Source organism: Xanthomonas arboricola pv. juglandis (genome assembly GCF_905367715.1).
GTDB lineage: Bacteria > Pseudomonadota > Gammaproteobacteria > Xanthomonadales > Xanthomonadaceae > Xanthomonas > Xanthomonas arboricola.
The window spans coordinates 3,583,841-3,607,944 of sequence record NZ_HG999362.1 but is presented as its reverse complement, the minus strand read 5'-3'; the positions used below and the strand labels follow the sequence as shown (position 1 = coordinate 3,607,944).

The window sequence follows — 24,104 nt, the reverse complement described above, 5'->3', positions numbered from 1 at the left end:
CTTTTCGTTCTATCGGACTGTCCATCAATGATTTCCCTGCGCAACTTCTCCATGCGACGCGGCGAGCGTCTGCTGTTGTCCAACGTCGACCTGACCATGCATGCCGGCTACCGCGTCGGTGTGGTGGGCCGTAATGGCACCGGCAAGTCGAGCCTGTTTGCCGCGGTCAAGGGCGAACTGGAAGCGGACAAGGGCGATGTCGACCTGCCCGGCAAGGTGCGCACCGCCAGCGTCTCGCAGGAAACCCCGTCGCTGCCCGATCCGGCGCTGTCGTTCGTGCTCGGCGGCGACATCGAGGTCTCGGCGATCCTGCAGGAAGAGGCCGCGGCCACTGCGCGCGAGGACTGGGAAGCGGTCGCCAACGCGCACCAGAAGATGGCCGAGCTGGGCGCCTACGACGCCGAGGCGCGTGCCGGCAAGTTGCTGCACGGCCTGGGCTTCCCGGCCGACACCCATCACCGCGCGGTGTCCTCGTTCTCCGGCGGCTGGCGCGTGCGCCTGAATCTGGCGCGCGCGCTGATGATGCCCAGCGACCTGCTGCTGCTGGACGAACCCACCAACCACCTGGACATGGATGCGGTGCTGTGGCTGGAGCAATGGCTGCTCAAGTACCCGGGCACCTTGCTGCTGATTTCGCATGACCGCGAGTTCCTCGACAACGTGGCCACGCATACGCTGCATCTGCACGGCGGCACCGCCAAGCTGTACGTCGGCGGCTATACCGATTTCGAGCGCCAGCGCATCGAGCACCTGCGGCAGCAGCAGATCGCCCACGACAAGGAGCAGGCCGAGCGCGCGCATCTGCAGAGCTTCATCGACCGCTTCAAGGCGCAGGCCAGCAAGGCCACCCAGGCACAGAGCCGCATGAAGCGCCTGGCCAAGATGGCCGGCACCGAAGCGGTACGCGCCGAGCGCGAATTCCGCATCCAGTTCGCCCAGCCCAATCGGTTGCCGTTTTCGTTGATCCGGCTGAATCACGCTGCGTGCGGGTATGCGGCTGCGCCGCGGGATTCGGGAATGGGGAATGGGGAATCGCAAAAGCTGGGGTCCAGCGATGCGATTACCGTGTTGCACGATGTTGGATTCGGATTGGAGGCGGGTGACCGGATCGGGTTGCTGGGGCCGAATGGTGCGGGTAAGTCAACGCTGGTCAAGACGTTGGTGGGCGAGCTGCAGCCGCTGTCGGGCGAGCGCAGTGCGCATCCGGATCTGCGGATCGGCTACTTCGCCCAGCACACGGTGGAATCTCTGCACGAGGGCCAGTCGCCGATGGATCACTTCCGCGAGCTGTCGCCGGATGGCTCCAACCAGGCGTTCCGCGATTTCCTGGGCAAATGGAATTTCGCTGGCGACCGCGCCTTCGAAGTGGTGGATGGGTTCTCCGGCGGCGAGCGCGCGCGCCTGGCGCTGGCGCTGATCGCCTGGCAGCAGCCGAACGTGCTGCTGCTGGACGAGCCGACCAACCATCTGGACCTGGAGATGCGCGAAGCGCTGGCCGAAGCGCTGAGCGACTTCGAAGGCGCCATCGTGATGGTCTCGCATGACCGCCATCTGATCGGCCTGGTCTGCGACAGTTTCTGGCGCGTGGCCGATGGCGTGGTCGAACCGTTCGCCGGCGATCTGGACGAATACGCCGCCTGGCTGCGCAGCCGCCCGGCCGCCCAGGGCACCAAGCAGAAGATGGCCGAAGTGGCGCCGACCCCGCCGCCGCCGACCAAGTCGCTGCCGCCGAAGAAAGCCGTCAACCCGCACAAGCTGGCCAGCGCGGAAAAGCGCGTCGGCGAACTGGAAGCGGCGCTGGCGGCGCTGGACCGCGAACTGGCCAACCCCGGCAACTATGCCGACAACGACAAGATGGCGGTGCTGGGCCGCGACCGCGAAGCGACCGCGCAGCAGTTGGCCGCCGCCGAGGCGGCGTGGATGGAGCTGCTGGACGGGGCGGACTGACAGCGCGCTTCCGGCTGCGCCGTGGCGGCGCACCCAGCCGGAAGAACGTCACTGCGCCGGTATCGCGCCGTGCTTGCCTCATCAAGGCGCGCGTGCGTGGCACCGCCCGATGTGGCAGGACCATCGCGGGCTACGCGGCAGCGGCGTTGCCGATCCCTGCGACGGTCACGTCGTGCGATCAGCCTGCCCGCAGTCGTGCCAGTAACGACGTGCTGGCATACCCGTCCTGCGGCAACTGCTGACTACGCTGGAAGGCACGGATTCCCTGGCGAGTTCGCGCCCCCAGCGCACCGTCGACGCCGCCCACGTCGAATCCCTTGTTGGTCAGCCACTGCTGCAGCTCGGTGATATCTGCCACGCTACTAAGCGGCGGATCGTCTTTTGGCCAGGGCTGCTCGACCCCGGCTCCACCCGCATAGCCATCGGCCAGCAGACCGACCGCCAGCGCATAGGCGGTGGAATTGTTGTAGCGCAGAATGCTGCGGAAATTGTCGAACACCAGGAAAGCCGGGCCGCGATACCCGGTGGGCAAAAGCACCGATGCCTGTTCCTGGGCCAGTGCGGGCGCAATCGGCTTGCTGCCACACACCACACCCTGGCGCTGCCATTCGGCAACGGTTTTCTTGATCGTCATGTCGGCCTGCGCGTAGTCGAAGCCGCCTGACAGATGCACTTCCTGGCCCCAGGGAACAGCGCTGCTCCAGTTGCTCTGCTTGAGATAATTCGCGGCAGAGCCCAAGGCATCCGCACTGGAATTCCACACATCCCGTTTGTGGTCCCCATCGTCGTCGACGGCGTAGTCGTGATAGGTGCTCGGAATGAATTGCGTCTGTCCCATGGCGCCGGCCCACGAACCCACAAACTGCGATCGATCGATGCCTTTTTCCGTCTGCAGGATCTGCAACGCCGCAAGCAGTTGCGTATTGCCATAGCGGGTGCGCCGACCCTCATGCGCCAGCGTCGCCAGCGAGCGGATCACGTAGCGGTCGCCGATCTGTTTGCCGTACTCGCTTTCCATGCTCCAGATGGCCGTCAGGATGCCCGGATCCACACCGTAGTGCTGCTGCAACTTTTGAAAGAGGGCGCGCTGGCTGACCAGCAGTTGCTGTCCTTGCTGGATGGCGGACGGGGTGACACGGTCGTCGAGATAATCCCAGAGATAGCGGGTGAATTCGGGCTGCTGCTGATCCAGCGCCTGCACCGATGGATCGGGTGTGACGCCAGCGAATGCGGTGTCCAGTGTGGTTGTTTCAATGCCGGCAGCGAGCGCACGCTGGCGGAAATCGACCAGCCATTGTTCGAAGCTGGGCGCGGGTGCGGCATCTTGTTGGGCAGCGGCGTTCGTTGCGGGAGGCGAGGTTGTTCCAGGGGCAGTGGCTCGCGCTGTCGCGTTGGCGGCAGCAACACCTGCGCCGATACAGAGCGAGAAACGAAGAAGATGCGAAGGCGTGATCATGGGGCCGCCCGATGCAGGATGGGAGCCCAATGTAGCCATCACTTTCCGGGAATAAAGCTATTGCAGCTATTCGTTTTCATCACTTCTTTCATCTCTAAAACAGGCGGCCAACAGCGAGTGTGCCGGCGTGCCGATCCCTCGGCGCGGGTCCAGAGGGAACAGGTGCCGCTGGACCGCTCATGCGGAAATGGTTTGCGCTAGCCAGCGGTGAAAGCTGAGCGCGGCGGCGCCGGCCGGCCGCGAGCGCAGCCGCGTCAGCCAATAGCGTCCGGCGTCGATCTGGATCGGGAACGGGCACACCAGGCGCCCGGCATCCAGATCCTGGCGAAACATCGGCAACGGCAACAACGCCACGCCGGCACCGGCCGCCGCGGCGCTTGCCAGGGTCAACGACGAATCGAACATCGCCCCGCGCGCGGCGATCTCGGTTACGCCCGCCGCGCGAAACCACTGCGGCCATTCGTCCAGGCGGTAGGAACGCAACAACGGCATGCCTGCCAGATCGGCCGGGGTGCGCAAGCCACGCGCCATGCTGGGTGCACACACCGGCGCAAATGGCGCCTCCATCAACGCCTCGGCAATCTGGCCTTGCCAGTCGCCATCGCCAAAACGGATCGCCAGATCCAGGCCTTCGCCGGCCAGATCGACCCTGTTGTTGTGGGTGGACAGGCGCAGCTCGATCTCCGGATGCGCCGCATGAAAGGCGTCCACGCGCGGCAGCAGCCAGCCGGTGGCGAAGGTACCGACCACGCCGACGCTTAGCACCTCGCGATAACGGCCATCGGCAAAGCGCTCCAGGGTGGCCGCGATGCGGTCGAAGGCCTCGCCGAGCACCGGCGCCAGTGCCGCGCCTTCGTCGGTAAGCGCCACGCCGCGCGGCAGGCGGTGGAACAGGCTGGTTCTCAGTTGCTGCTCCAGCGCCTTGATCTGGTGGCTGAGCGCGGCCTGGCTGACGCACAGCTCGCTGGCGGCGCGGGTCAGGTTCTGGTGGCGCGCGGCGGCCTCGAAGGCGCGCAGGGCATTGAGCGGAAGACGGGGCCGGGGCATGCGCAGAGATTAGTTCAATTCATGCCAGGGATCGAAACATCGCAATAGTCCGGTGGCCGGCATGCGCCGATACTGCGCGCTCTCCAAGGGAGGTTGCTGCATGTTGAACCGTCGACAATTCTTGTACGCGACCGGCGCGGGCGTGCTGCTTGCGGCCTCCAGACCTGCATGGGCACTCACCCCGGCGATGACGGTGGACGATGTACTGCGGGCACAGTGGGCAGAGATCGAACGCCGCACTGGCGGCCGCCTGGGCATCAGCCTGCTCGACAGCGCCACCGGCAGGCGCCTCGGTCAGCGCGAGGACGAGCGCTTTCCAATGTGCAGCACCTTCAAATTTGTATTGGCTGCGGCAGTATTGCAGCGGGTGGACCAGGGCAAGCTGACGCTGGCGCAACAGGTCAAGATCCGCGCCTCCGATATGCTCGAGCATGCCCCGGTCACCGAGCGCCATGTCGGCGGGTCGCTGAGCGTGGCCGAGCTCTGCCGGGCCACGATGATCTACAGCGACAACCCGGCCGCCAACCTGCTGTTTCCGCTGGTCGGCGATCCGCCGGGCCTGACCGCCTTCCTGCGCGGCATCGGCGATGCGCACACTCGCAGCGACCGCCGCGAGCCGGAGATGAACCGCTATGCCGAAGGCGACCCGCGCGACACCACCACGCCAGCGGCAATGGCCGCCACCTTGCGCACCCTGCTGCTCGGCAATGCGCTGCAACCGGCCTCGCGCAAGCAGCTGACCGACTGGATGATCGACAACCGCACCGGCGAGACCTGCCTGCGCGCCGGCCTGCCGCGCGGCTGGAAGATCGGCGACAAGACCGGCAGCAACGGCAGCGACACCCGCAACGACATCGCCATCATCTGGCCACCGGCAGGCGAGGCGCCATTGCTGCTCACCGCGTACCTGAATGGCGCCAGCGTCGACAGCGATGCGCGCGACGCGGCGCTGAAGGCAGTGGCGGCCGCGGTGCGCGACAGCATCGTGGGGTGAGCGCAACGACCCGCTGCCTTCCGCGATCCATTTCGCGTGTGAGTCCGCAAGCTGCTTGCTGTTTCCTTCCAGCTGTTCGAGGTACGACAGTGCGCATCAGGGTGTGTCATTGCCATCGCCGTCTATCCGGGCCATCTGTGGGCACGAGGACGAAGACAGCGCCACACGCGATCCAACCCATCTGTCGCTGCGGCCAGGTATCACCGTCACTGCACGGATGCCGCCGACCTTTTTGCTGCAGACCGAGGACGATGCGGTGCATGGCGTGAGTCAATCGCTGGCCTACTACGTGGAACTCAAGCAGGCCGGCGTACCCGTGGAAATGCATCTCTATGCCGAGGGCGGGCATGCGTTCGGTCTGCGCGGCGGCGCATTGCCGATCGCGCAATGGCCGCATCTGGGGGAAACCTGGTTGGGGACGATCGGCATGCTGGATGCGGCCGACCCGCATTGAGCGCGATCGTGCGCAAGCATGCTGATCACGCAGCCGCCTGCGTTCTCACCGCATGCCCGGCTGCAAGGCTCAGCCGGGTGCGCCGATCGGCAAAGGCAGGTCTTGCTGTAGCCGCGCCGGCCCGCCCATGGCTGGATCGCTGACGCTGTCTGCGCCAGTTTCGATACGTCCGGCCAGACGCTGGGCTGCGCCGTCGTGGTGTACCCACAGGTCGTACCAGCCGCCAGTTGCCGCCGCTGTCCAATGGCGCTGCTCGGTGGTGCCGGGTGCAACGCTCAGGCGTTCATGCGGCTGCGCGGCTGAATATGCGGCCGGTTGCAGCTCTACCTGCACGGTAGTGCTGCCGGCGTTGCGCAGCGATAACAACACAGCCGCGGGATCGTTCGCGTCCTGGGTGATTTCGGTCACCAGCAACGGTGCGCTCAGGTCGCCACAGTAGTGGCGATGGAATCCGTTGGGGCCGAGCAACCACAGATCGTAACGGCCATCGGCGGTGGTCCACGTGGCATCCACTGCTGCGCCGCTCCCTACGGTGTAACGGCGCGGAATCGCCGCAAGATCGAAGCGGTCGTAGACATGCAGGACCACCGCAGCACCCGCGTTGGACATGCGCAGCCTCACCTGGCCATGCTCGGGCAACAGGGCCAGTTCCACGCCTGGGCGATACGGCAGCGCCCGCGAACGGCGTGTACCGAAGGGCTGCTGCGGCGGTTGCAACGCGGCAGGCAATGGCGGCAGTGCGTGTTCGCGCAGGGCTGCTGCACGCGCTGCGGTCGCGCTGACATCGGGCAGCGCCGCGACGAACGGGCGCGCATCGGCCTTGCGGAAGTCGAACGCATTGACCAGGTCGCCACAGACCGCGCGCCGCCACGGCGTGATCTCCGGTGCGGGCACGCCGAAGCGGCGCTCCAGCAGCCGCAATACCGACGTGTGGTCGTACACCTGCGAATCCACCCAGCCGCCGCGGCTCCACGGCGAGATCACGTACAGCGGCACGCGCGGGCCCAGGCCATAGGGGCGGCCGCGCAGCTCGGGCAGATCCACTTTCTGTTCGCCCGGTGCCGGGTGGCGATGGTAGTCATCGTCGGTGGCGATGCTGGATGCGCCCGCAAAGCCGCCGGCCGCGTGCGGGTCCGGCGACGGGGGCGCCGGCGGTGGCATGTGATCGAAAAAGCCGTCGTTCTCGTCGAACATCAACAGCAATGCGGTGCGGCTCCATACCTGTGGGTTGGCGGTGAGCGCATCCAGCACGCGTGCGGTGTAGGCCGCGCCTTGCGCTGGACTGGAGGGATCAGGATGTTCGCTGCCGGCCGCATCGGCAATGATGAAACTCACTGATGGCAGGCGCCCGCCCAGCACATCGGCGCGCAGCTGCTCGACACCGCGCGTGCTGACGCCACGCGCGCGCAGTTGCGCATCGTGCCCGGGCGCAGCAGTGAAGGCCTGGCGGAACGGCGCAAAGCCCGCCAGCGGGTTATCGGTGAAGTTGTCGCGCATGTCCTGATAGATCTGCCAGGACACGCCGGCGTTCTGTAGCTGCTCGACGTAGGTCGTCCAGCGGTAGGGTTCGGCGAAACCGCCCAGCTCCGCAAAGTTGTCGTGCGAGTTGCCGATCACCGGGCCACCGGCGCGCGCCTGCGGGTCGTTGCCGCCGCTCCACAGAAACACGCGATTGGAATTGGTGCCGGTCTGGATCGAGGCGTGGTATGCATCGCAGATGGTGAAGGCGTCGGCGAGCGCGTACTGGAACGGAATATCCGCGCGCCGGTAATAACCCAGCGCATGGTTGTGCTTGACGGCGGCCCAGTGCCCGAGCCGGCCGTGATCCCAGGCGCGTTGCGCATCCACCCAACTATGCGGCGTGCCTTGCACGCGCATGAAGCCGAATTGCGCTGCCGTATCCAGCGCAAACGGCGTCAGCCATTGGCGGCCGTCCTCGCTGGGCTGCAGCCACACCGTACGCGCGGGCGCGCCCGGTAACGGCGGTGCGGGGATCGGAAAACGATCGCCGAACCCGCGCACGCCGGGCAGGCTGCCGAAGTAATGATCGAAGGCGCGGTTTTCCTGCATCAGGATCACCACATGCTGCAGATCCTCCAGCGTGCCGGTGTGGCGGTCCGGCGCGATGGCGGCGGCCCGCGCGATGCTGGGAGGAAGCAGCGCGGCGGCGGCACCGGCAAGCCCGGTCTGCAGAACGCGGCGGCGGGGAAGGTCGATCATCGTGTCACCTGGTTGGCGCTCCCATCCTGTCTGCGCTGGAGCGGGTCGAGCGTACCCGACGCGTCAGCGCGTATGTTCTCTGCGTGCTTGCAACATCGCCGACCCTTTTCGTTTGCACCTGCGTGGCAGCCGATGCAGGGAGCGGATCGGGTGGCGTGTCTTCAGCCCGATCCGCTCGCGCACGTTGCAGGCCCATCCTGCGCAGATCGGCCATGCGCCGCCGACGTTAGAGATCCAGCGTCAACGTCAGCCCGACCGTGCGTGGCGCGGCGATAAAGGCGCTGTCGCTGCCGTCCACGCCGTCCAGGTAGCGTTTGTCGGTGAGGTTGCTGACGTTGAGCGCCAGCTGCAGGCCCTTGAGCTGCGACGACAGCTGCGACAGTTCCACCCCGAGGTTGGCATCGAAGGTGGTCACGCCATCCAGTGCGGCGCGGTTGGAGGCATCCAGGTAGCGCTTGCCCAGATAACGTCCGGACACACCGAAGCGCCACGCCTGGCCGCGCCAGTCCGCCGACATCACCAGGGTGTTGCGCGGTTGGCCGATCACCTGCGCACCGGGGGTGATCTCCAGCGCGGTGTCGCGTGCGGCGTCGCCGCTGCCCAGGTAATCGGCCTTGTTGTAGGTGTAGGCACCGTTGATGCGCCAGCCGTTGTCCCAGCCATAGCCCAGTGCCGCTTCCACGCCGCGCGCATGCACGCCGCCGAAATTCTCGTACACGCCGTCGGTTTCGCCCAGGTAGTCGATGCCGGTGACGAAGTTGGCCGGCACATAGACGATGCGGTTGTCGAAGCGGATGTCGTACAGGGTCACGCTGCCGGTCAACGGCCAGCGACTGAGGCGCAGGCCGAGTTCGACGTTGTCGGCGGTCTCCGGTTGCACGCGGCTCAGTGCGACCGGGTCGGTCTCGCCGAGCACGCCGGAGGGAATCGCAGCGAAGTTCTGCGAGTAACCGGCAAAGGCTTCCAGGCCCTGCACCGGGGTGGTCCAGGTCAGGCCGGCCGACAGCAACGGGTCCGAATGCGAATCCGATTCCACATGCTGCGCATCGCCGATGCGGCGGCCGCGGGTCTGGTCGACGAAGAACTGCTTGACGCCCACGCGCCAGGCGAAGGCGCCGTAGCGCATCACGTCCTCGACGTAATACATCTGCTCGTCGGTCTGGTAGTTGTCCTTGAACTGCACCCAGTACGGCTGATGATCGAAGCTGATGTTGGTGCCGACGTTGAGCAGGCGATGCCAGTCGCGGGTGACACTGCGGTCGTAGCGCTCCAGCCAGGCGCCGGCGCGCACGGTGTTGTCGATGGCGCCGAGTTCGGCGCGCCATTCCACATCGGCCATCGCGCCGGCGCGGTGGTTGTCGTAGTGGCTGTGCCGATACGACTGCACCGGCACCGAGCCGGCCGGATAGCAGGCCGGGTTGGATTCGGCCGGCACCGCATCGCTGCCGGCGCAACCGGCCAGCATGGTCGCGGCCGCGCCGTTGGGCGTGAGGTAGTACAGCTTGCCCAGGTCGCTGCCGGCGTACACGGTGTTGCCGCCACGCGCTTCGGATTCCGGCGCGCCGGCGCCATCGTTGGTGACATCCACCAGATACGGCGGAATCCAGTCGCCGCGGCCCTGCATGCGATGCGCATAGCCGGTCAGCGTGGTCTTGAAACCATTGCCGCCATCGAAGGCGCCGCGCAGGTAGCCAAAGGTGTTCTTGCGCAGCGCACGCGAGCCGGAGCGGTAGTTCTGGTCCAGGTACGGAATGCCGGTGAGCGTGCCGGTCAACAGGTCGTGCTCGGGGTCGCGCGCGAACTGCTCGGGCGTCGCGCTGGTGTATTCGGATTCGTCGGCATCGTCGTAGGACGCATAGCCGCTGAGCGTCCACTTGTCCAGGATGCTGACGAACTTGCCGGCCAGGTGATCGCGGCTGGTGTGGCCGCTGCCGTCGATCCAGTCGTCATTGCGTGCCGACGAGCCGCTGACCCAGGCGCGCGTGTTGCCGCCGAGCAAGCCGGTGTCGTAGCGCGCGTAATACTTGCGCGCCTGGTTGTCGCCGATGCCGCCGATCACGCGCACGCGCTGCTCTTCCAGCGGCTCGCCGGTGAGATAGTTCAAGGTGCCGCCCAGCGCTTCGTTGGAGCGCGAGGCGATATCGGCGGTGCCCTGGCTCACTTCCACCGTTTCCAGGTCCGGCATGTCGATGAAACGGTTGGCCTTGGAGCCGCCGCCATACGCCGAGCCGCCATTGGGCACGCCATCGATGGTGGTGCCGATCTGCTGGGTATCGCGGTTGCTGACAAAGCCGCGCATGCTGATCTGGGTGCCCCAATCCGACGAGCCGAAGGCATCGGCCTCGGTGACCACCACGCCGGGCAGTTCGTTGAGCGCATCGTTGACGCTGCCGAGCACGAACTGGCGGTCCAGCATTTCCTTGCTGACATTGGTCTTGGAATACGTCATCGCCTGGCCGACCACCTGCACCTGGTCCAGCGTGGACACCTGTTCGCCAGCGCTGCCCGGTTCGGCCGCGGCCGGGCCAGACGCTGCGCCATCCGGGACTTGTTGTGCGTAAGCGGGCAGGGTGAGCGGAACCAGCAACAAGGCGAGCGTGGCCGGATGGCGCACGCGCGAGGAGGACGTCGAATCCATTGCAATCCAACAAGCGGGGAGGGTCTGCAAAGACTGCCGCGCTTGCATTGCGTGATGATGACCGCGCTAAAGGTGTGGCCGGGATCACCAGATGGACTTGGGAAGTCCTAATGTCGGGACGATGGCGATTTAGCGCTGTCTGGATGTTTTCCGGGCCGCGCTGTTGCAAGACACCTGGAGTTTCGTGTTGCAGCGTTGTCTCTACTTCAAGACAAGCGATTTCGAGTCGTCGCGTTGTTGTAGATGCACTCAAGTGCTCAGGTCAAAAGTCTGGTGAGTCGAGTGCGCGGTGCCCTCACCACTTGCGGGGCACGCCGTGAATCCGTCCATGGAGGCTCCTTGGCGGCATCCATGCCGCCAAGGTTCCCGCAACCGGTAAGGGCACCGCACCAGCAAGTTGGTCGATGCCCGCGCGAAAAGCCGCTTGTCGAAACGTGTGTCGGACATCGAGCCGGCGCATCAGGATCAAACGACGCGCACCACGCACCGCTCTGACTGCTCTTAACCATGCACACCGATCACCTCGACTTGATCCTTGCCCCCTCACCGTCGCGGGACCTTACGCGGCATGGATGCCGCGTAAGAGCCTACAAGGATGTACTTGCGGCGTGTCCTGCGATGGTGGGCGGGCAAGGGCCCTCCCATAAGGCCGCAGATCACCCGCTCTACAACTGATTCATCACAAAGAGTCGTTCACCGCCTGCTCCGCCTTACGGCGCCCCCCGCAATGGTGAGCGGGCAAGGGCCCCATTGCAGCAACGCCGCAGATCGCCTGATCAGCAGCGCAGCGACTGACGACGGCGAAACAGGTGTGTCAGCCGCCCTTGGCGTGCGGCGGTGCTTCGGTCTGCTGTGTTTCCGGCATCAACTCCAGCGCCGACGGCGTGGTGCGCAGCATCGGGCGGAACGAGATCGGATGGGTGCGGCGGCGCGTGAAGCGCAGCAAGCGTGTCAGGGTAAATCCGGACAGCGCCAACAGCATCACCGCGAAATACACCGGCAGTGCCGCTGGTCCGAATTTCTGCATTGCGCCACCGGCCAGGGCCGGGCCGATCGCTGCGCCCACGCCATGCACCAGCAGCAGGCTGCTGCAGCCGGAGAGCAGATCTTCGCGCGGCAGGTAATCGAGCATGTGCGCCACCGCAAACGGGTACAGCGAGAACGCCAACCCGCCGTAGACGAAGAACAGCACGAACAACAGGTTGGTTTGTGCCTGCACCATCGGCACCGCGGCGGCGATCGCAATGCCGGCTGCCAGCACGCTGATCGTGACCAGGCCGATGCGCCGGTCATGGCCATCGCTGATGCGCCCGATCGGCCACTGCAACACCGCGCCGCCGATGATGGCGGTGAGCATGAACATCGCCACGCCATCGGCATCCAGCCCGATACGGTTGGCATACACCGGCAGCAATCCCCAGAACGCCCCCATCGCCAGGCCCGACAGTCCCGCGCCGATGGTCGCCACCGGCGCCAATGCGTACAGCGTTTTCAGTCGCAGGCGCGAGACGTGCGGCACTTCGGGCGGAATCAGGCGCGTGGTCATCACCGGCATCACTGCCGCACAGATCAGGATTGCCGTCAGCGTGAACATCGCCGGTGCGCCCGCATCGCCTGCGGTAAGCAGGATCTGGCCCAGCGCCAACGCCGACAGGTTGATCGCCATGTACACCGAGAACACCCGGCTGCGCCGACGCGCGTCCGGCTCGGCGTTGAGCCAGCTTTCGATCACCGTGTACAGGCCGACCAGTGCCGCACCGGTGACCAGGCGCAGCAGGCCCCAGCCCCAGGTGTTCAACCAGATCGGATGCAGCAACACGGCAATCGCCGCCAGCGCCGCGTAAAAGGCGAATGCGCGGATATGCCCGATGCGCCGAATCAGCGGCGGTGCGAAAAAGGTGCCGAGGAAGAAGCCGGCGAAATACCCGGACATGATCAGGCCCAGCGCACGCGCATCGAAACCGGCCTGGCCGCCGCGCACGGCAAGCAAGGTGCCGAGCAGCCCGCTGCCGGTCAGCAGCAGGGCAACGCCAAGCAATAAGGCAGTCAGCCGCAACATGGATGCGGTCCTCGTGGGGGGAGAGGCGCGTCAATCACGTGTTCGAGTGTAGCAGCCCAGGTCGTGCGGCTTGATCGGAGCGACCTGGCTCTGTAGCTCTCGATACCCGCTGATGCGATGTCAGGCCGATGCGAAGCGTGGGCTTTTGGCGTGCGGGATGACTGCCTCATCTACCGGCGCAGTTCGGGCAGTCGCGCCGATCTGATGACCATCCATTACGTAGGTTCGCGTTCTTCGGCATACGCGCGAACACTCCGACCGTCCTGCTATCTGCCAATGAGGGCTGCGGTGGTCAGCGAGGGCGCGTAGCGCAAGCGCGACGTAACCACCATCGATCGATGTCTCTCCCCCGCAACACGCCGCGCGTGGCCAACATCGCAGACGGCCCACTGCACCTGCCCGCCCGCATCCGTCTAGAATCTGCGCCCCGCATCGTCTTCAGCTGATCCTGCCATGCCCATCTACGGTTTCCAGTGCACCACCTGCGGTCACGCCTTCGACCGCCTGCAGAAGATGGCCGACCCCGATCCGCAGACCTGTCCGGCCTGCGCGGCGGCCACGATCAAGCGCCAGATCACCGCGCCCTCGTTCCGTCTGTCCGGTAGCGGCTGGTATGAGACCGACTTCAAGTCGGCGGGCGAGAAGAAGAAGAACCTCACCGAAAGCAGCAGCGCCGGTGGCGATGCCAAGCCGGCAGCCGCCGCCGAGAGCAAGCCCGCTGCCAAGCCCGCGGCCGACCCCGCCTGAGCCGGACCAGCGCGCCGCAGCCGCTGGCAGGGCGGAAGGCCTAACCCCTGGACCCAGCCGCGCGCGGCGCGCCCATCCGCGGCCTCAACGCGCCTCGAAGCGTGCCCGGCAACCATCGTTGACCCACACCGTCGCGCGGCGCTCGTCGTACCCCCAACTGCGGCCTTCCTCGCAACGGGTGTCGGACAGCTGGCGGGTCAGCACTGGGCGGCCATAGCGGCCATCCCAGCCGCAGGTACGCAGGCGGCGGTCGTCACTGGCGCAGGTGATGGCGTAATCGTTGCGCGGGCGGTCGTCGCGGCCACCGTAGCCGCCGTCACCCCGGTCCCAGCCGCCGCGTGCCTGCGCAAACTCGCCGCGGCAGCCGTCGTCCACCCAGATCCGGCCCCCATCCTGGCGCCAGTTGCGGCCTTCCACGCAGGGCGTGTTGGACAGCTGGCGCACCAGCGTGGCGCGGCGCCAGCCGGTGTCGCAGATCTTCTGGCGCTGGTCGTTGCTCTCGCAGCGCACCGTGCCGGCCACCCCGCCGCCGCCGGGACCACCGTTGCCGCCCCAGCCGCCGCCGTTGCGGCCATCGACAAAGCGCGCGCGGCAACCGTTGTCGACCCAGACGCGGCCGCGCTCGCTGCCCCAGTTGCGGCCTTCGATGCAGCGCGTGCCGGAGATGTTCTCGACCAGCACCGCGCGGCCGCGGAACGGCGTATCGCACTCGCGGCGACGGTTGTCGTTGCTGGAGCAGGTGATGCTGGGGCCGTTCCAGCCGCGGTCCTGCGCGGCGGCAGGCGCACTGGTCAGCAGGCCGGTCAGGGTGATCAGGCCGAAGCCGGAGAGCAGCAGGGCGGTGCGCAGCATCGTGGCGTCCTTGGTGCGGAAGGGTCTGGCGCCTATTCAGCCGGGCACTGACTTAAGCGGCCATGAGCGCCCGCAGATTTGCTCCTGCCGCCCGCCGGCCCCAGAATATCCGGCTCTCCGGCGCTGTCCTGTGCCGGGTTTTTCAGCGGAGCTTTCGATGCGTACCCACTTCTGCGGCCTGGTCGACGAGACCTTGATCGGCCAAACCGTCACTCTCGCCGGCTGGACCGACGTGGCCCGCAACCTGGGCGGGGTGTGCTTCATCGACCTGCGCGACCACGAAGGCATCGTGCAGGTGACGGTCGAACCGGTGGCCGGCGACGACGCCAGCGCCGAGCTGTTCAAGGTGGCCGCCAGCCTCGGCTACGAGGACGTGCTGCAGGTCGAAGGCGTGGTGCGTGCGCGGCACGCGGTCAACGACAAGCTGCGCACCGGCAAGGTGGAAGTGATCGCCACCCGCATCAGCATCCTCAACAAGGCCGCGCCGCTGCCGTTCCATGCGCACGAGAACCCGGGCGAGGAGACGCGCCTGAAGTACCGCTATCTGGACCTGCGCCGTCCGGAAATGCAGCGCATGCAGCGCACCCGCATCAAGCTGGTACAGGCGCTGCGCCGACACCTGGACGCACGCGATTTCCAGGACATCGAAACCCCGATCCTGACCAAGGCCACCCCGGAAGGCGCGCGCGACTTCCTGGTGCCGGCGCGCATGCATCCGGGCGAGTTCTACGCCTTGCCGCAGAGCCCGCAGCTGTTCAAGCAGATCCTGATGGTGGCCGGCTTCGACCGTTACTACCAGATCGCACGCTGCTTCCGCGACGAAGCGCTGCGCGCCGACCGCCAGCTGGAATTCACCCAGCTCGACATGGAATTCGCCTTTGTTCGCGAGCGCGACGTGCAGGATTTCGTCGAAGACATGATCCGCGCCATCTTCAAGGAAGTGGTGGACGTCGAACTGGCCGCGCAGTTCCCGCGCATGACCTGGGCCGAGGCGATGCGTCGCTATGGCTCGGACAAGCCGGACCTGCGCATCGCGCTGGAACTGGTCGACGTGGCCGAACTGGTCAAGACCAGCGAATTTCCGGTGTTCACCGCCGCCGCCAACGATGCCGATGGCCGCGTGGCCGCGCTACGCATTCCCGGTGGCGCCACGCTGAGCCGTAAGCAGATCGACGAGTACGCCGCCCACGCCGCCAAGTACGGCGCCAAGGGCCTGGCCTACGTCAAGCTGTCGGAGAGCGGCGAAGTCAGCTCGCCGATCGCCAAGTTCTTCGGCGAAGACGCCTTCGCTGCGCTGCTCAAGCACGTCGGGGCCGGCAACGGCGACATCGTGTTCTTCGGTGCCGGCGGCTACAACAAGGTGTCCGACTTCATGGGCGCGCTGCGTTTGAAGGCCGGCAAGGATTTCAGCCTGATCGCCGATGGCTGGGCGCCGCTGTGGGTCACCGATTTCCCGATGTTCGAGTGGGACGAGGAGGCGCAGCGCTACGTGGCCCTGCATCACCCCTTCACCGCGCCGGCGGTGGACGACATCGCCGACCTGCGCGCCAATGCCCGCACCGCGGTGTCGCGCGGCTATGACATGGTGCTCAACGGCAACGAAATCGGCGGCGGCTCGATCCGTATCCACCGCCCGGACATGCAGAGCGCGGTGTTCGAACTGCTGGGCATCGGCGCTGAGGAAGCGCGCGCCAAGTTCGGCTTCTTGCTGGATGCGCTCAACTACGGCGCACCGCCGCACGGCGGCATCGCCTTCGGCATCGACCGCATCGCGGCGCTGATGGCAGGCACCGACTCCATCCGCGACGTCATCCCGTTCCCCAAGACCACCGGCGCACAGGACCTGATGACCGACGCCCCGTCGCCGATCGCCGCCGATCAGCTGGCCGAAGTGCACGTGCAGGTACGCCCCAAGCAGGTCTGACCTGCCACCCCCACGGCCACCCCAGCGTGGCCGTGCAGCCGACACGCTGCACCGCGCAGCGCGTCGCATACATGGATGGCGCGGGCGCATCGCGCCCCCGCCCAACGATCGATGCCCGCATCTGCGGCCGCGCCTGCCGCAGAGCCCCGGCAGAGGGCCGCGCCCCTCGCTCGCCCTTATCAACGCACTGCGCGTAATCCAAACCCGCGCCGGCCCGCAAACGCGGGTCGGATCTCGGATGCTCTTCCGATTCCCGATTCCCGATTCCCGATTCCCGATTCCCGAATCCCGAATCCCGAATCCCGAATCCCGAATCCCCGCTTGCGACCCCACCACCGCATGCGCGAAGCTGCCACGTCCACCCGGCACGAGACGCCCGTATGACCCGCATCCGCCGCGCTACACCGGACGATGCCGAAGCCTTGTCGCTGCTGGCTGCGCAGACCTTTACCGAAACCTTCGGGCATCTGTATCCAGAAGAAGACCTCCGCGGTTTTCTCGAAGAGACCTATGCAGTCGAGCGCGCGCGCATCGTGCTGGCGCATCCGGACTATGCGATCTGGCTGCTAGAGATGGACAACCTGCTGGTCGGCCACGCTGCCGCCGGCCCCTGCGGGCTGCCGCACCAGGACGTGCGTCCCGGCGACGGTGAGCTCAAGCGGCTGTATCTGTTGAAGGACTACCAGAACAGCGGCTGGGGCAGCCGCCTGTTCGAGACCACGCTGGAATGGCTGGAGCGCGACGGCCCGCGCACGTTGTGGATTGGCGTGTGGTCGGAGAATTTCGGCGCGCAGCGCTTCTACGCCCGCTACGGGTTCGAGAAGGTCGGCGAATACGATTTCCCGGTCGGCAAGATCCTCGACCGCGAATTCATCCTGCGCCGCACCCCGCGCATTGCGGCCGATTGAACGGCGCGCCGATGCCCGGCTTGCGTGGCGTGCGACCACGATTGCCGGCGCCCGGCCACGCTGAGTGCCACCGGCACCATCCCCACCTCGGTCGCCTGCAGGCCGGCACGCGCAATGGTTGTCGGTCTGCCGGCCCGGCGCGGGTGGCGTTGATTCGCGCGCAAGCGACCTGCGGCAGATTCGTCGCACATCCGCGCTCACCTGAGGCTTGCGCCATGGCGCGGTCATGACCTCCGTGTCCGGCGCATCCTCGTTCATCCCGGGTCACTCCCAACGCATCCTGCGTGAGCGGGCGAGCGCCGCGACCGCCGACGTGCTGCTGGTGCACGGCATCTGGAACACCGCGCACTGGCTATTGCCGCTCGCGCGCCGGCTGCGTGCCGAGGGCCTGGCGCCAGCGCTGTTCGGCTACGCCAGTGTGCTCGGCGGACCCGAACGGGCCGTGCCACGGCTGATCGAACGCCTGCCGGCGACCGGCGCGCAATTGCTGGTCTGCCACAGCCTGGGCGGGCTGGTCGCGCTGCAGGCCCTGCGCGCCGCGCCCGAATTGCCGGTGCGCCGCGTGGTCTGTCTGGGCTCGCCGTTGTGCGGCAGCGCCGCCGCGCGCGGCCTGGCCCGCCGCGGCGGGCGCTGGGCGCTGGGGCGCAGCGCGGCCTTGCTGCAGCACGGTGTCGTGCAATGGGAGGGCGAGGCGGAGATCGGCCAGATCGCCGGCACTGTCGCGCGCGGGGTGGGGCAATGGCTGGCGCCGCTGGACGGCGGCTCGGACGGCACCGTGGCGCTGGCCGAAACCCGCCTGCCCGGGCTGCGCGACCATTGCGTGGTGCAGGCCAGCCACAGCGGCCTGTTGCGCTCGCCCGAGGCCGCGCAGCAGGTGCTGCGCTTCCTGCGCCAGGGCCGGTTCCGCCACTGAACGCCGCCGCCCCGGTGCGGGCGAGCAATCAGGTAAAATCCGCGCCCTGTCATCCAAGCCAGTCTGGAACCACCCATGGGTAGAGGCCCCTCCATCGAAGGCCGCAAGAACGCCTCCGACGCCAAGCGCGGCAAGATGTTCACCAAGATCATTCGCGAGATCAGCGTCGCCGCGCGCGGCGGCGGTGGCGATCCGTCCAACAACCCGCGCCTGCGCGTGGCGGTGGACAAGGGTCTGTCGGCGAACATGTCCAAGGACGTGATCGAGCGCGCCATCAAGAAAGCCACCGGCGAGCTGGAAGGCGTGGAGTACGAGGAAGTGCGCTACGAGGGCTACGCCCCCGGCGGCGTGGCGGTGATCGTGGACTGCCTGACCGACAACCGCGTACGCGCGGTGGCCGATGTGCGCCATGCCTTCAGCAAGTGCGGCGGCAACATGGGCACCGACGGCTCGGTGGCCTTCATGTTCAAGCGCCTGGGCGTGCTGAGCTTTGCCGCCGGCACCGACGAAGACACCCTCACCGACGCGGCGATCGAAGCCGGCGCCGACGATGTGGTGGTCTACCCGGAAGACGGCGCCATCGACGTGCTGACCGCCCCGGACGCCTTCACCCAGGTCAAGCAGGCGCTGACCGCCGCCGGCCTGGAGCCGGCGCACGCCGAAATCACCTTCCGCGCCGAAAACGACATCGCCGTCGACGGCGACACCGCCGTGCAGGTCCGCAAGCTGCTCGACATGCTCGAAGACCTGGACGATGTCCAGGACGTCTATTCGAACGTCGATCAAGCGGCGCTTGGCGCGTAAGCGCCGGGAATTGGGAATGGAGAATCGGGAATCGAAACAGCCGCATCCTGCATTGCTCGGCAGCGTCGAGCACGCCAGGAGGCCGCGTTACCCATTCCCGATTCCCGACTCCCAATTCCCGGCCGCTCGATGACCCGCATCCTGGGCATCGATCCCGGCTCCCAGCGCACCGGGCTCGGCATCATCGACGTCGACGAGAGCGGTCGCAGCCGGCATGTCTATCATGCGCCGCTGGTGCTGCTGGGCGAGGGCGACTTCGCGCAGCGGCTCAAGCGCCTGCTGCACGGGCTGGGCGAGGTGATCGAGACCTACCGGCCGCAGGAAGTGGCGATCGAGAAGGTGTTCATGGGCAAGAGCGCCGATTCCGCGCTCAAGCTCGGCCACGCGCGCGGCGCGGCGATCTGCGCGGTGGTGCTGCGCGATCTGCCGGTGCACGAGTACGCTGCCACCGAGATCAAGCTGGCACTGGTCGGCAAGGGCGGGGCGGACAAGGTGCAGGTCCAGCACATGGTCGGCATCATGCTCAACCTGAAAGGCAAGCTGCAGGCCGACGCCGCCGACGCACTGGCGGTCGCCATCACTCACGCCCACGTGCGCGCCACCGCGCAGCGCCTGGGCGTCAATACCCAACAGGCCTGGAGCCGCAAGAAATGAGAATCGGGATTCGGGAATCGGGAATCGGGAATTGCAAACGCAGAGTCCACAGCAGCGCGCGCTGTTGCGATTCCCCATTCCCGATTCCCCAATCCCGGCACCTCCTTGGAGGTGCCCAATGATCGGCCGCCTGCGCGGGCTGCTGGCCTACAAGCAGCCGCCGTGGCTGGTGATCGATGTCGGTGGGGTGGGGTATGAGCTGGAGGCGCCGATGAGCACCTTCTACGACCTGCCCGATGTCGGCCGCGACGTGATCCTGTTCACCCACTACGCGCAGAAAGAAGACAGCGTGTCGCTTTACGGATTCCTGCGCGAAGGCGAGCGCCGGCTGTTCCGCGACGTGCAGAAGGTCACCGGCATCGGCGCCAAGATCGCGCTGGCGGTACTGTCCGGGGTCAGCGTGGACGAGTTCGCCCGCCTGATCACCAGCGGCGACATCACCGCGCTGACCCGTATCCCCGGCATCGGCAAGAAGACCGCCGAGCGTATGGTGGTGGAGCTGCGCGACCGCGCCGCCGACTTCAGCAGTGGCGCGCCGATCACCGGCCAGCTCGGCCCGGATGCGGTGTCCGAAGCCACGGTGGCCTTGCAGCAACTGGGTTACAAGCCGGCCGAGGCCGCACGCATGGCACGCGAGGCCGGGGCAGAAGGCGACGAAGTCGCCACGGTCATTCGCAAGGCCCTCCAGGCCGCGCTGCGTTAAGGGCGCCTGGCAAAACGGCTGCGCGCCCGCCAGGCGGGCGCGGCCAGTGCTCGGAATCGGCAGGGACCACTCGTACACTGCGGCTCCCTGCGCGCCGCCCGCACCCAGCCGACCACCGCTCGCTACGTTTTTAGTCACTCAACGCCGTGCCGTCTTCCCCTCCTTCACGCCACTTGGCGATACCCTGCCCACTTCATGTCCCAGACCCCCACTTCCGCAGCTGGCCACGGCCATGCGCCTGCCAATAGCCATATGGCCTTGGTCATCGGCGCCATCGGCGTCGTCTTCGGCGATATCGGTACCAGTCCGCTGTACACCCTCAAGGAGGCGTTCTCGCCGCACTACGGGCTGACCAGCGACCACGACACCGTGCTGGGCGTGCTGTCGCTGGCGTTCTGGGCGCTGATGGTCACGGTGACGCTCAAGTACGTCACCATCATCATGCGCGCCGACAACGAGGGCGAAGGCGGCATCATGGCCTTGATGGCGTTGACCCAGCGCACCCTGCGCAGCGGGTCGCGCTCGGCATACGTGGTCGGCATCCTCGGCATCTTCGGCGCCTCGCTGTTCTTCGGCGATGGCGTGATCACCCCGGCCATCTCGGTGATGGGCGCGGTGGAAGGCCTGGAAATCGCCGCGCCCAGCCTGCATCCCTTCATCGTGCCGATCACCGTGATCGTGCTGCTGGTGGTGTTCATGGTGCAGCGCTTCGGCACCGAAAAGGTCGGCAAGGTGTTCGGCCCGATCACCTGCCTGTGGTTCCTGTCGCTGGGGGCGATCGGCGCCTGGAACATCGTCGACGCGCCGGAAGTGATGAAGGCCTTCAACCCATGGTGGGCGATCCGCTTCTTCATGGAGCACGGCTGGCACGGGGTGTTCATCCTCGGCGCGGTGGTGCTGGCGGTGACCGGCGGCGAGGCGCTGTACGCGGACATGGGCCACTTCGGCGCCAAGCCGATCCGCCATGGCTGGTATTTCTTCGTGTTGCCGATGCTTCTGCTCAACTACCTGGGGCAGGGCGCGCTGGTGCTCAATCACCCTTCCGCACTGAAGAACCCGTTCTTCGAAGCGGTGCCGGGCTGGGCGCTGTATCCGATGATCATCCTGGCCACGCTGGCGGCCGTAATCGCGTCGCAGGCGGTCATCACCGGCGCCTACTCGGTGGCGCGCCAGGCGATGCAGCTGGGCTACATCCCGCGCATGCTGATCAAGCACACCTCGCGCACCACCATCGGCCAGATCTACGTGCCCGGCATCAACTGGCTGCTGATGGTGATGGTGATCGCGCTGGTGCTGATCTTCCGCAGTTCCACCAATCTGGCGGTGGCCTACGGCATCTCGGTGTCGATGACCATGCTGATCGACACCCTGCTGCTGGCGCTGGTGGCGCGCTCGTTGTGGCCGCGCTGGCGCAACTGGGTGCTGCCGCTGTGCGTGGTGTTCTTCTTCATCGAGCTGGCCTTCGTCATCGCCAACGGCGCCAAGCTGTTGCAGGGCGCCTGGTTCCCGCTGGCGCTGGGCATCGTGGTATTCACCCTGATGCGCACCTGGCGCCGCGGCCGCGCGCTGCTGCGCGAGGAAATCCGCAAGGACGGCATCCGCATCGACAGCTTCCTGCCGGGCCTGATGCTGGCACCGCCGGCGCGCGTGCCGGGCATGGCGGTGTTCCTCACCGCCGACCCGATGGTGGTGCCGCATGCGCTGATGCACAACCTCAAGCACAACAAGGTGCTGCACGAGCGCAACATCTTCCTCAACGTCGACACCTTGCCGATCCCGTACGCGCCGGCGGACAAGCGCCTGCAGATCGAATCGATCGGCGACGAGTTCTACCGTGTCTATGTGCGCTTCGGCTTCATGGAAACGCCCGACGTGCCGCTGGCGCTGATGCGTTCCTGCGACCAGGGCGGCATCCATTTCGACCCGATGGACACCACCTTCTTCGCCAGCCGCGAGACCATCGTGGCCAGCGCCAACCGCGGCATGCCGATCTGGCGCGACAAGCTGTTCGCGCTGATGCATCGCAACGCCGCCCCGGCCACCGGCTTCTTCCGCATCCCCGGCAACCGCCTGGTCGAGCTGGGCGCGCAAGTGGAGATCTGAGGCCGCCGGTGGCGGCCCGGGAGTGGGGATTGGATATTCGGGATTAGCAAGAGCGTAGCGCCGGAGGCGCCACGCGGCCCATACTAGTGCGCTGCCAATCCCGTCTGCCGTATCCCCAATCCCCGCCCTAATGGACCGCATCATCGCCAGCAGTGCCACCCGCGAAGACGATGCCGCCGATGCGAGCATCCGGCCCAAGCGCCTGGCCGATTATCTGGGCCAGCAGCCGGTGCGCGAGCAGATGGAGATCTACATCGAAGCGGCCAAGGCGCGCGGCGAGGCGATGGACCATGTGCTGATCTTCGGGCCGCCGGGTCTGGGCAAGACCACGCTCAGCCACGTCATCGCCAACGAGCTGGGCGTGAACCTGCGCTCGACCTCCGGCCCGGTGATCGAGAAGGCCGGTGATCTGGCTGCGCTGCTGACCAACCTGCAGCCGCACGATGTGCTGTTCATCGACGAGATCCATCGCCTCTCGCCGGTGGTGGAAGAAGTGCTGTATCCGGCGATGGAAGATTTCCAGATCGACATCATGATCGGCGACGGCCCGGCCGCGCGCTCGATCAAGATCGACTTGCCGCCGTTCACCCTGATCGGTGCCACCACCCGTGCCGGCCTGCTGACCGCGCCCTTGCGCGACCGCTTCGGCATCGTGCAGCGGCTGGAGTTCTATTCGCCGCAGGAGCTGACCCGCATCGTGATCCGTTCGGCGGCGATTCTGGGCATCGACTGCACGCCCGAGGGTGCGGCCGAGATCGCCCGCCGCGCGCGCGGCACCCCGCGTATCGCCAACCGGCTGCTGCGGCGGGTGCGCGACTTCGCCCAGGTCAAGGCGGCGGGGCATATCGACCTGCCGGTGGCGCAGGCGGCGATGCAGATGCTCAAGGTCGACCCGGAAGGCTTCGACGAGCTCGACCGCCGCATGCTGCGCACCATCGTCGATCATTTCGACGGCGGCCCGGTCGGGGTGGAGTCGCTGGCCGCCTCGCTGTCGGAAGAGCGCGGCACGCTGGAGGACGTGATCGAGCCCTACCTGATCCAGCAGGGTTTTTTGATCCGCACCGCGCGCGGCCGCATGGTCACCACCAAGGCCTATCTGCACTTGGGCCTGAAGCCGCCGCGCGACCGCTCTCCGGGCATCGGCGAACCGGGAGACCTGTTCTGATGACGCTCCGTTCGTCGCTCGCCCGGGCCGTTTCGATCAATCAGCCGTGCCCATGACCGCCGCTTCCCGACTCCCGATTCCCCAATCCCCGCCTGTATTCAGTTGGCCGACACGCGTGTACTGGGAAGATACCGACGCCGGGGGCGTGGTCTACCATGCGCGCTACGTTGCTTTCATGGAACGGGCGCGCACGGAGTGGATGCGCGCACTCGGCTACGGGCAGGAGCGCATGCGCCAGCAGCACGAGCTGGTGTTCGCGGTCCGCTCGATGCAACTGGATTTCCTCAAGCCGGCCCGGCTCGACGACGCGCTGTCAGTGTCGGCGGTACTGCTGCGATGCAAACGGGCCAGCCTGCTGTTTGCGCAGTCGGTACGTCGCGAGGGCGAAGTGCTGCTGACCGCCGAGGTGCGCATTGCCGCACTCGGCACCAGCGACTTCCGCCCGCGCGGGATGGACGATGCGCTGTATGACGTGTTGAAAGCTCTAGAAACCCCAGAATCCGATTACTGAGGAAC

18 protein-coding genes, 1 other RNA gene and 1 pseudogene are annotated in these 24,104 nt (G+C 66.8%); 14 read left to right on the top strand and 6 right to left on the bottom strand.

Annotation, left to right across the window (positions count from 1 at the left end; translation table 11 throughout):
* Positions 1-27 precede the first annotated feature (27 nt).
* Positions 28-1,947 (top strand): ABC-F family ATP-binding cassette domain-containing protein, encoded by a 1,920-nt coding sequence (locus tag KHN93_RS15690; protein WP_211920680.1) that lies wholly within the window; start codon positions 28-30, stop codon positions 1,945-1,947.
* A 178-nt stretch (positions 1,948-2,125) separates the two neighbouring features.
* On the opposite strand, the gene KHN93_RS15685 is transcribed toward KHN93_RS15690, so the two are convergent.
* Positions 2,126-3,403 (bottom strand): lytic murein transglycosylase, encoded by a 1,278-nt coding sequence (locus tag KHN93_RS15685; protein WP_211920678.1) that lies wholly within the window; start codon positions 3,401-3,403, stop codon positions 2,126-2,128.
* A gap of 177 nt (positions 3,404-3,580) precedes the next feature.
* A complete protein-coding gene (ampR, locus tag KHN93_RS15680; protein ID WP_211920676.1) occupies positions 3,581-4,450 on the bottom strand; it encodes a LysR family transcriptional regulator AmpR in 870 nt (289 codons plus the stop codon).
* 100 nt (positions 4,451-4,550) lie between these two features.
* On the opposite strand from ampR, the gene bla reads away from it, so the two are divergent.
* Entirely contained in the window at positions 4,551-5,444 is an 894-nt protein-coding gene (bla, locus tag KHN93_RS15675; RefSeq protein ID WP_211920674.1) for a class A beta-lactamase, read from the top strand.
* Between the two features lie 111 nt (positions 5,445-5,555).
* Positions 5,556-5,898: pseudogene (locus tag KHN93_RS15670) on the top strand (alpha/beta hydrolase); the annotation flags it as partial.
* A 69-nt stretch (positions 5,899-5,967) separates the two neighbouring features.
* Here KHN93_RS15670 and KHN93_RS15665 read toward each other — a convergent pair.
* From KHN93_RS15665 to KHN93_RS15655, 3 genes are all read right to left on the bottom strand, one after another.
* A complete protein-coding gene (locus tag KHN93_RS15665; RefSeq protein WP_211920672.1) occupies positions 5,968-8,118 on the bottom strand; it encodes a phosphocholine-specific phospholipase C in 2,151 nt (716 codons plus the stop codon).
* Between the two features lie 226 nt (positions 8,119-8,344).
* Positions 8,345-10,756 (bottom strand): TonB-dependent receptor domain-containing protein, encoded by a 2,412-nt coding sequence (locus KHN93_RS15660; protein WP_104559868.1) that lies wholly within the window; start codon positions 10,754-10,756, stop codon positions 8,345-8,347.
* 814 nt (positions 10,757-11,570) lie between these two features.
* Positions 11,571-12,815, bottom strand: a complete 1,245-nt coding sequence (locus tag KHN93_RS15655) for an MFS transporter (RefSeq protein WP_104559867.1) — start codon at positions 12,813-12,815, stop codon at positions 11,571-11,573.
* Positions 12,816-13,268: 453 nt separating this feature from the next.
* Here KHN93_RS15655 and KHN93_RS15650 point away from each other — a divergent pair, with 453 nt between their 5' ends.
* Entirely contained in the window at positions 13,269-13,562 is a 294-nt protein-coding gene (locus KHN93_RS15650; RefSeq protein ID WP_016904137.1) for an FmdB family zinc ribbon protein, read from the top strand.
* Between the two features lie 84 nt (positions 13,563-13,646).
* Here KHN93_RS15650 and KHN93_RS15645 read toward each other — a convergent pair whose 3' ends face one another.
* Entirely contained in the window at positions 13,647-14,414 is a 768-nt protein-coding gene (locus KHN93_RS15645; RefSeq protein ID WP_104559866.1) for a DUF3011 domain-containing protein, read from the bottom strand.
* A 157-nt stretch (positions 14,415-14,571) separates the two neighbouring features.
* Between KHN93_RS15645 and aspS the strand changes: the two genes are divergently transcribed.
* The 10 genes from aspS to ybgC all read left to right on the top strand — a co-directional run bounded on the left by aspS (position 14,572) and on the right by ybgC (position 24,099).
* The gene (gene aspS / locus KHN93_RS15640; protein ID WP_104559865.1) at positions 14,572-16,338 is read left to right on the top strand and encodes an aspartate--tRNA ligase; all 1,767 of its coding nucleotides are present in this window, start codon (positions 14,572-14,574) and stop codon (positions 16,336-16,338) included.
* Between the two features lie 380 nt (positions 16,339-16,718).
* On the top strand, positions 16,719-17,246 hold the full coding sequence (locus KHN93_RS15635; protein WP_065049412.1) for a GNAT family N-acetyltransferase: 528 nt from the start codon (positions 16,719-16,721) through the stop codon (positions 17,244-17,246).
* 235 nt (positions 17,247-17,481) lie between these two features.
* Complete coding sequence (locus KHN93_RS15630) at positions 17,482-18,159, top strand: alpha/beta fold hydrolase (protein ID WP_425600182.1); 678 nt, start codon at positions 17,482-17,484, stop codon at positions 18,157-18,159.
* A gap of 75 nt (positions 18,160-18,234) precedes the next feature.
* The gene (locus KHN93_RS15625) at positions 18,235-18,963 is read left to right on the top strand and encodes a YebC/PmpR family DNA-binding transcriptional regulator (RefSeq protein ID WP_115511449.1); all 729 of its coding nucleotides are present in this window, start codon (positions 18,235-18,237) and stop codon (positions 18,961-18,963) included.
* A gap of 129 nt (positions 18,964-19,092) precedes the next feature.
* Entirely contained in the window at positions 19,093-19,617 is a 525-nt protein-coding gene (gene ruvC, locus KHN93_RS15620; RefSeq protein WP_016904120.1) for a crossover junction endodeoxyribonuclease RuvC, read from the top strand.
* Positions 19,618-19,735: 118 nt separating this feature from the next.
* Positions 19,736-20,320, top strand: a complete 585-nt coding sequence (ruvA, locus tag KHN93_RS15615) for a Holliday junction branch migration protein RuvA (RefSeq protein ID WP_016904121.1) — start codon at positions 19,736-19,738, stop codon at positions 20,318-20,320.
* A gap of 61 nt (positions 20,321-20,381) precedes the next feature.
* Positions 20,382-20,456: non-coding RNA, sX9 sRNA (locus KHN93_RS15610), on the top strand.
* Positions 20,457-20,515: 59 nt separating this feature from the next.
* Positions 20,516-22,423 (top strand): potassium transporter Kup, encoded by a 1,908-nt coding sequence (locus tag KHN93_RS15605; protein ID WP_026064726.1) that lies wholly within the window; start codon positions 20,516-20,518, stop codon positions 22,421-22,423.
* 130 nt (positions 22,424-22,553) lie between these two features.
* Complete coding sequence (gene ruvB, locus KHN93_RS15600) at positions 22,554-23,588, top strand: Holliday junction branch migration DNA helicase RuvB (RefSeq protein ID WP_047129158.1); 1,035 nt, start codon at positions 22,554-22,556, stop codon at positions 23,586-23,588.
* A gap of 52 nt (positions 23,589-23,640) precedes the next feature.
* Positions 23,641-24,099, top strand: a complete 459-nt coding sequence (gene ybgC / locus KHN93_RS15595; RefSeq protein WP_211920668.1) for a tol-pal system-associated acyl-CoA thioesterase — start codon at positions 23,641-23,643, stop codon at positions 24,097-24,099.
* Positions 24,100-24,104 lie beyond the last annotated feature (5 nt).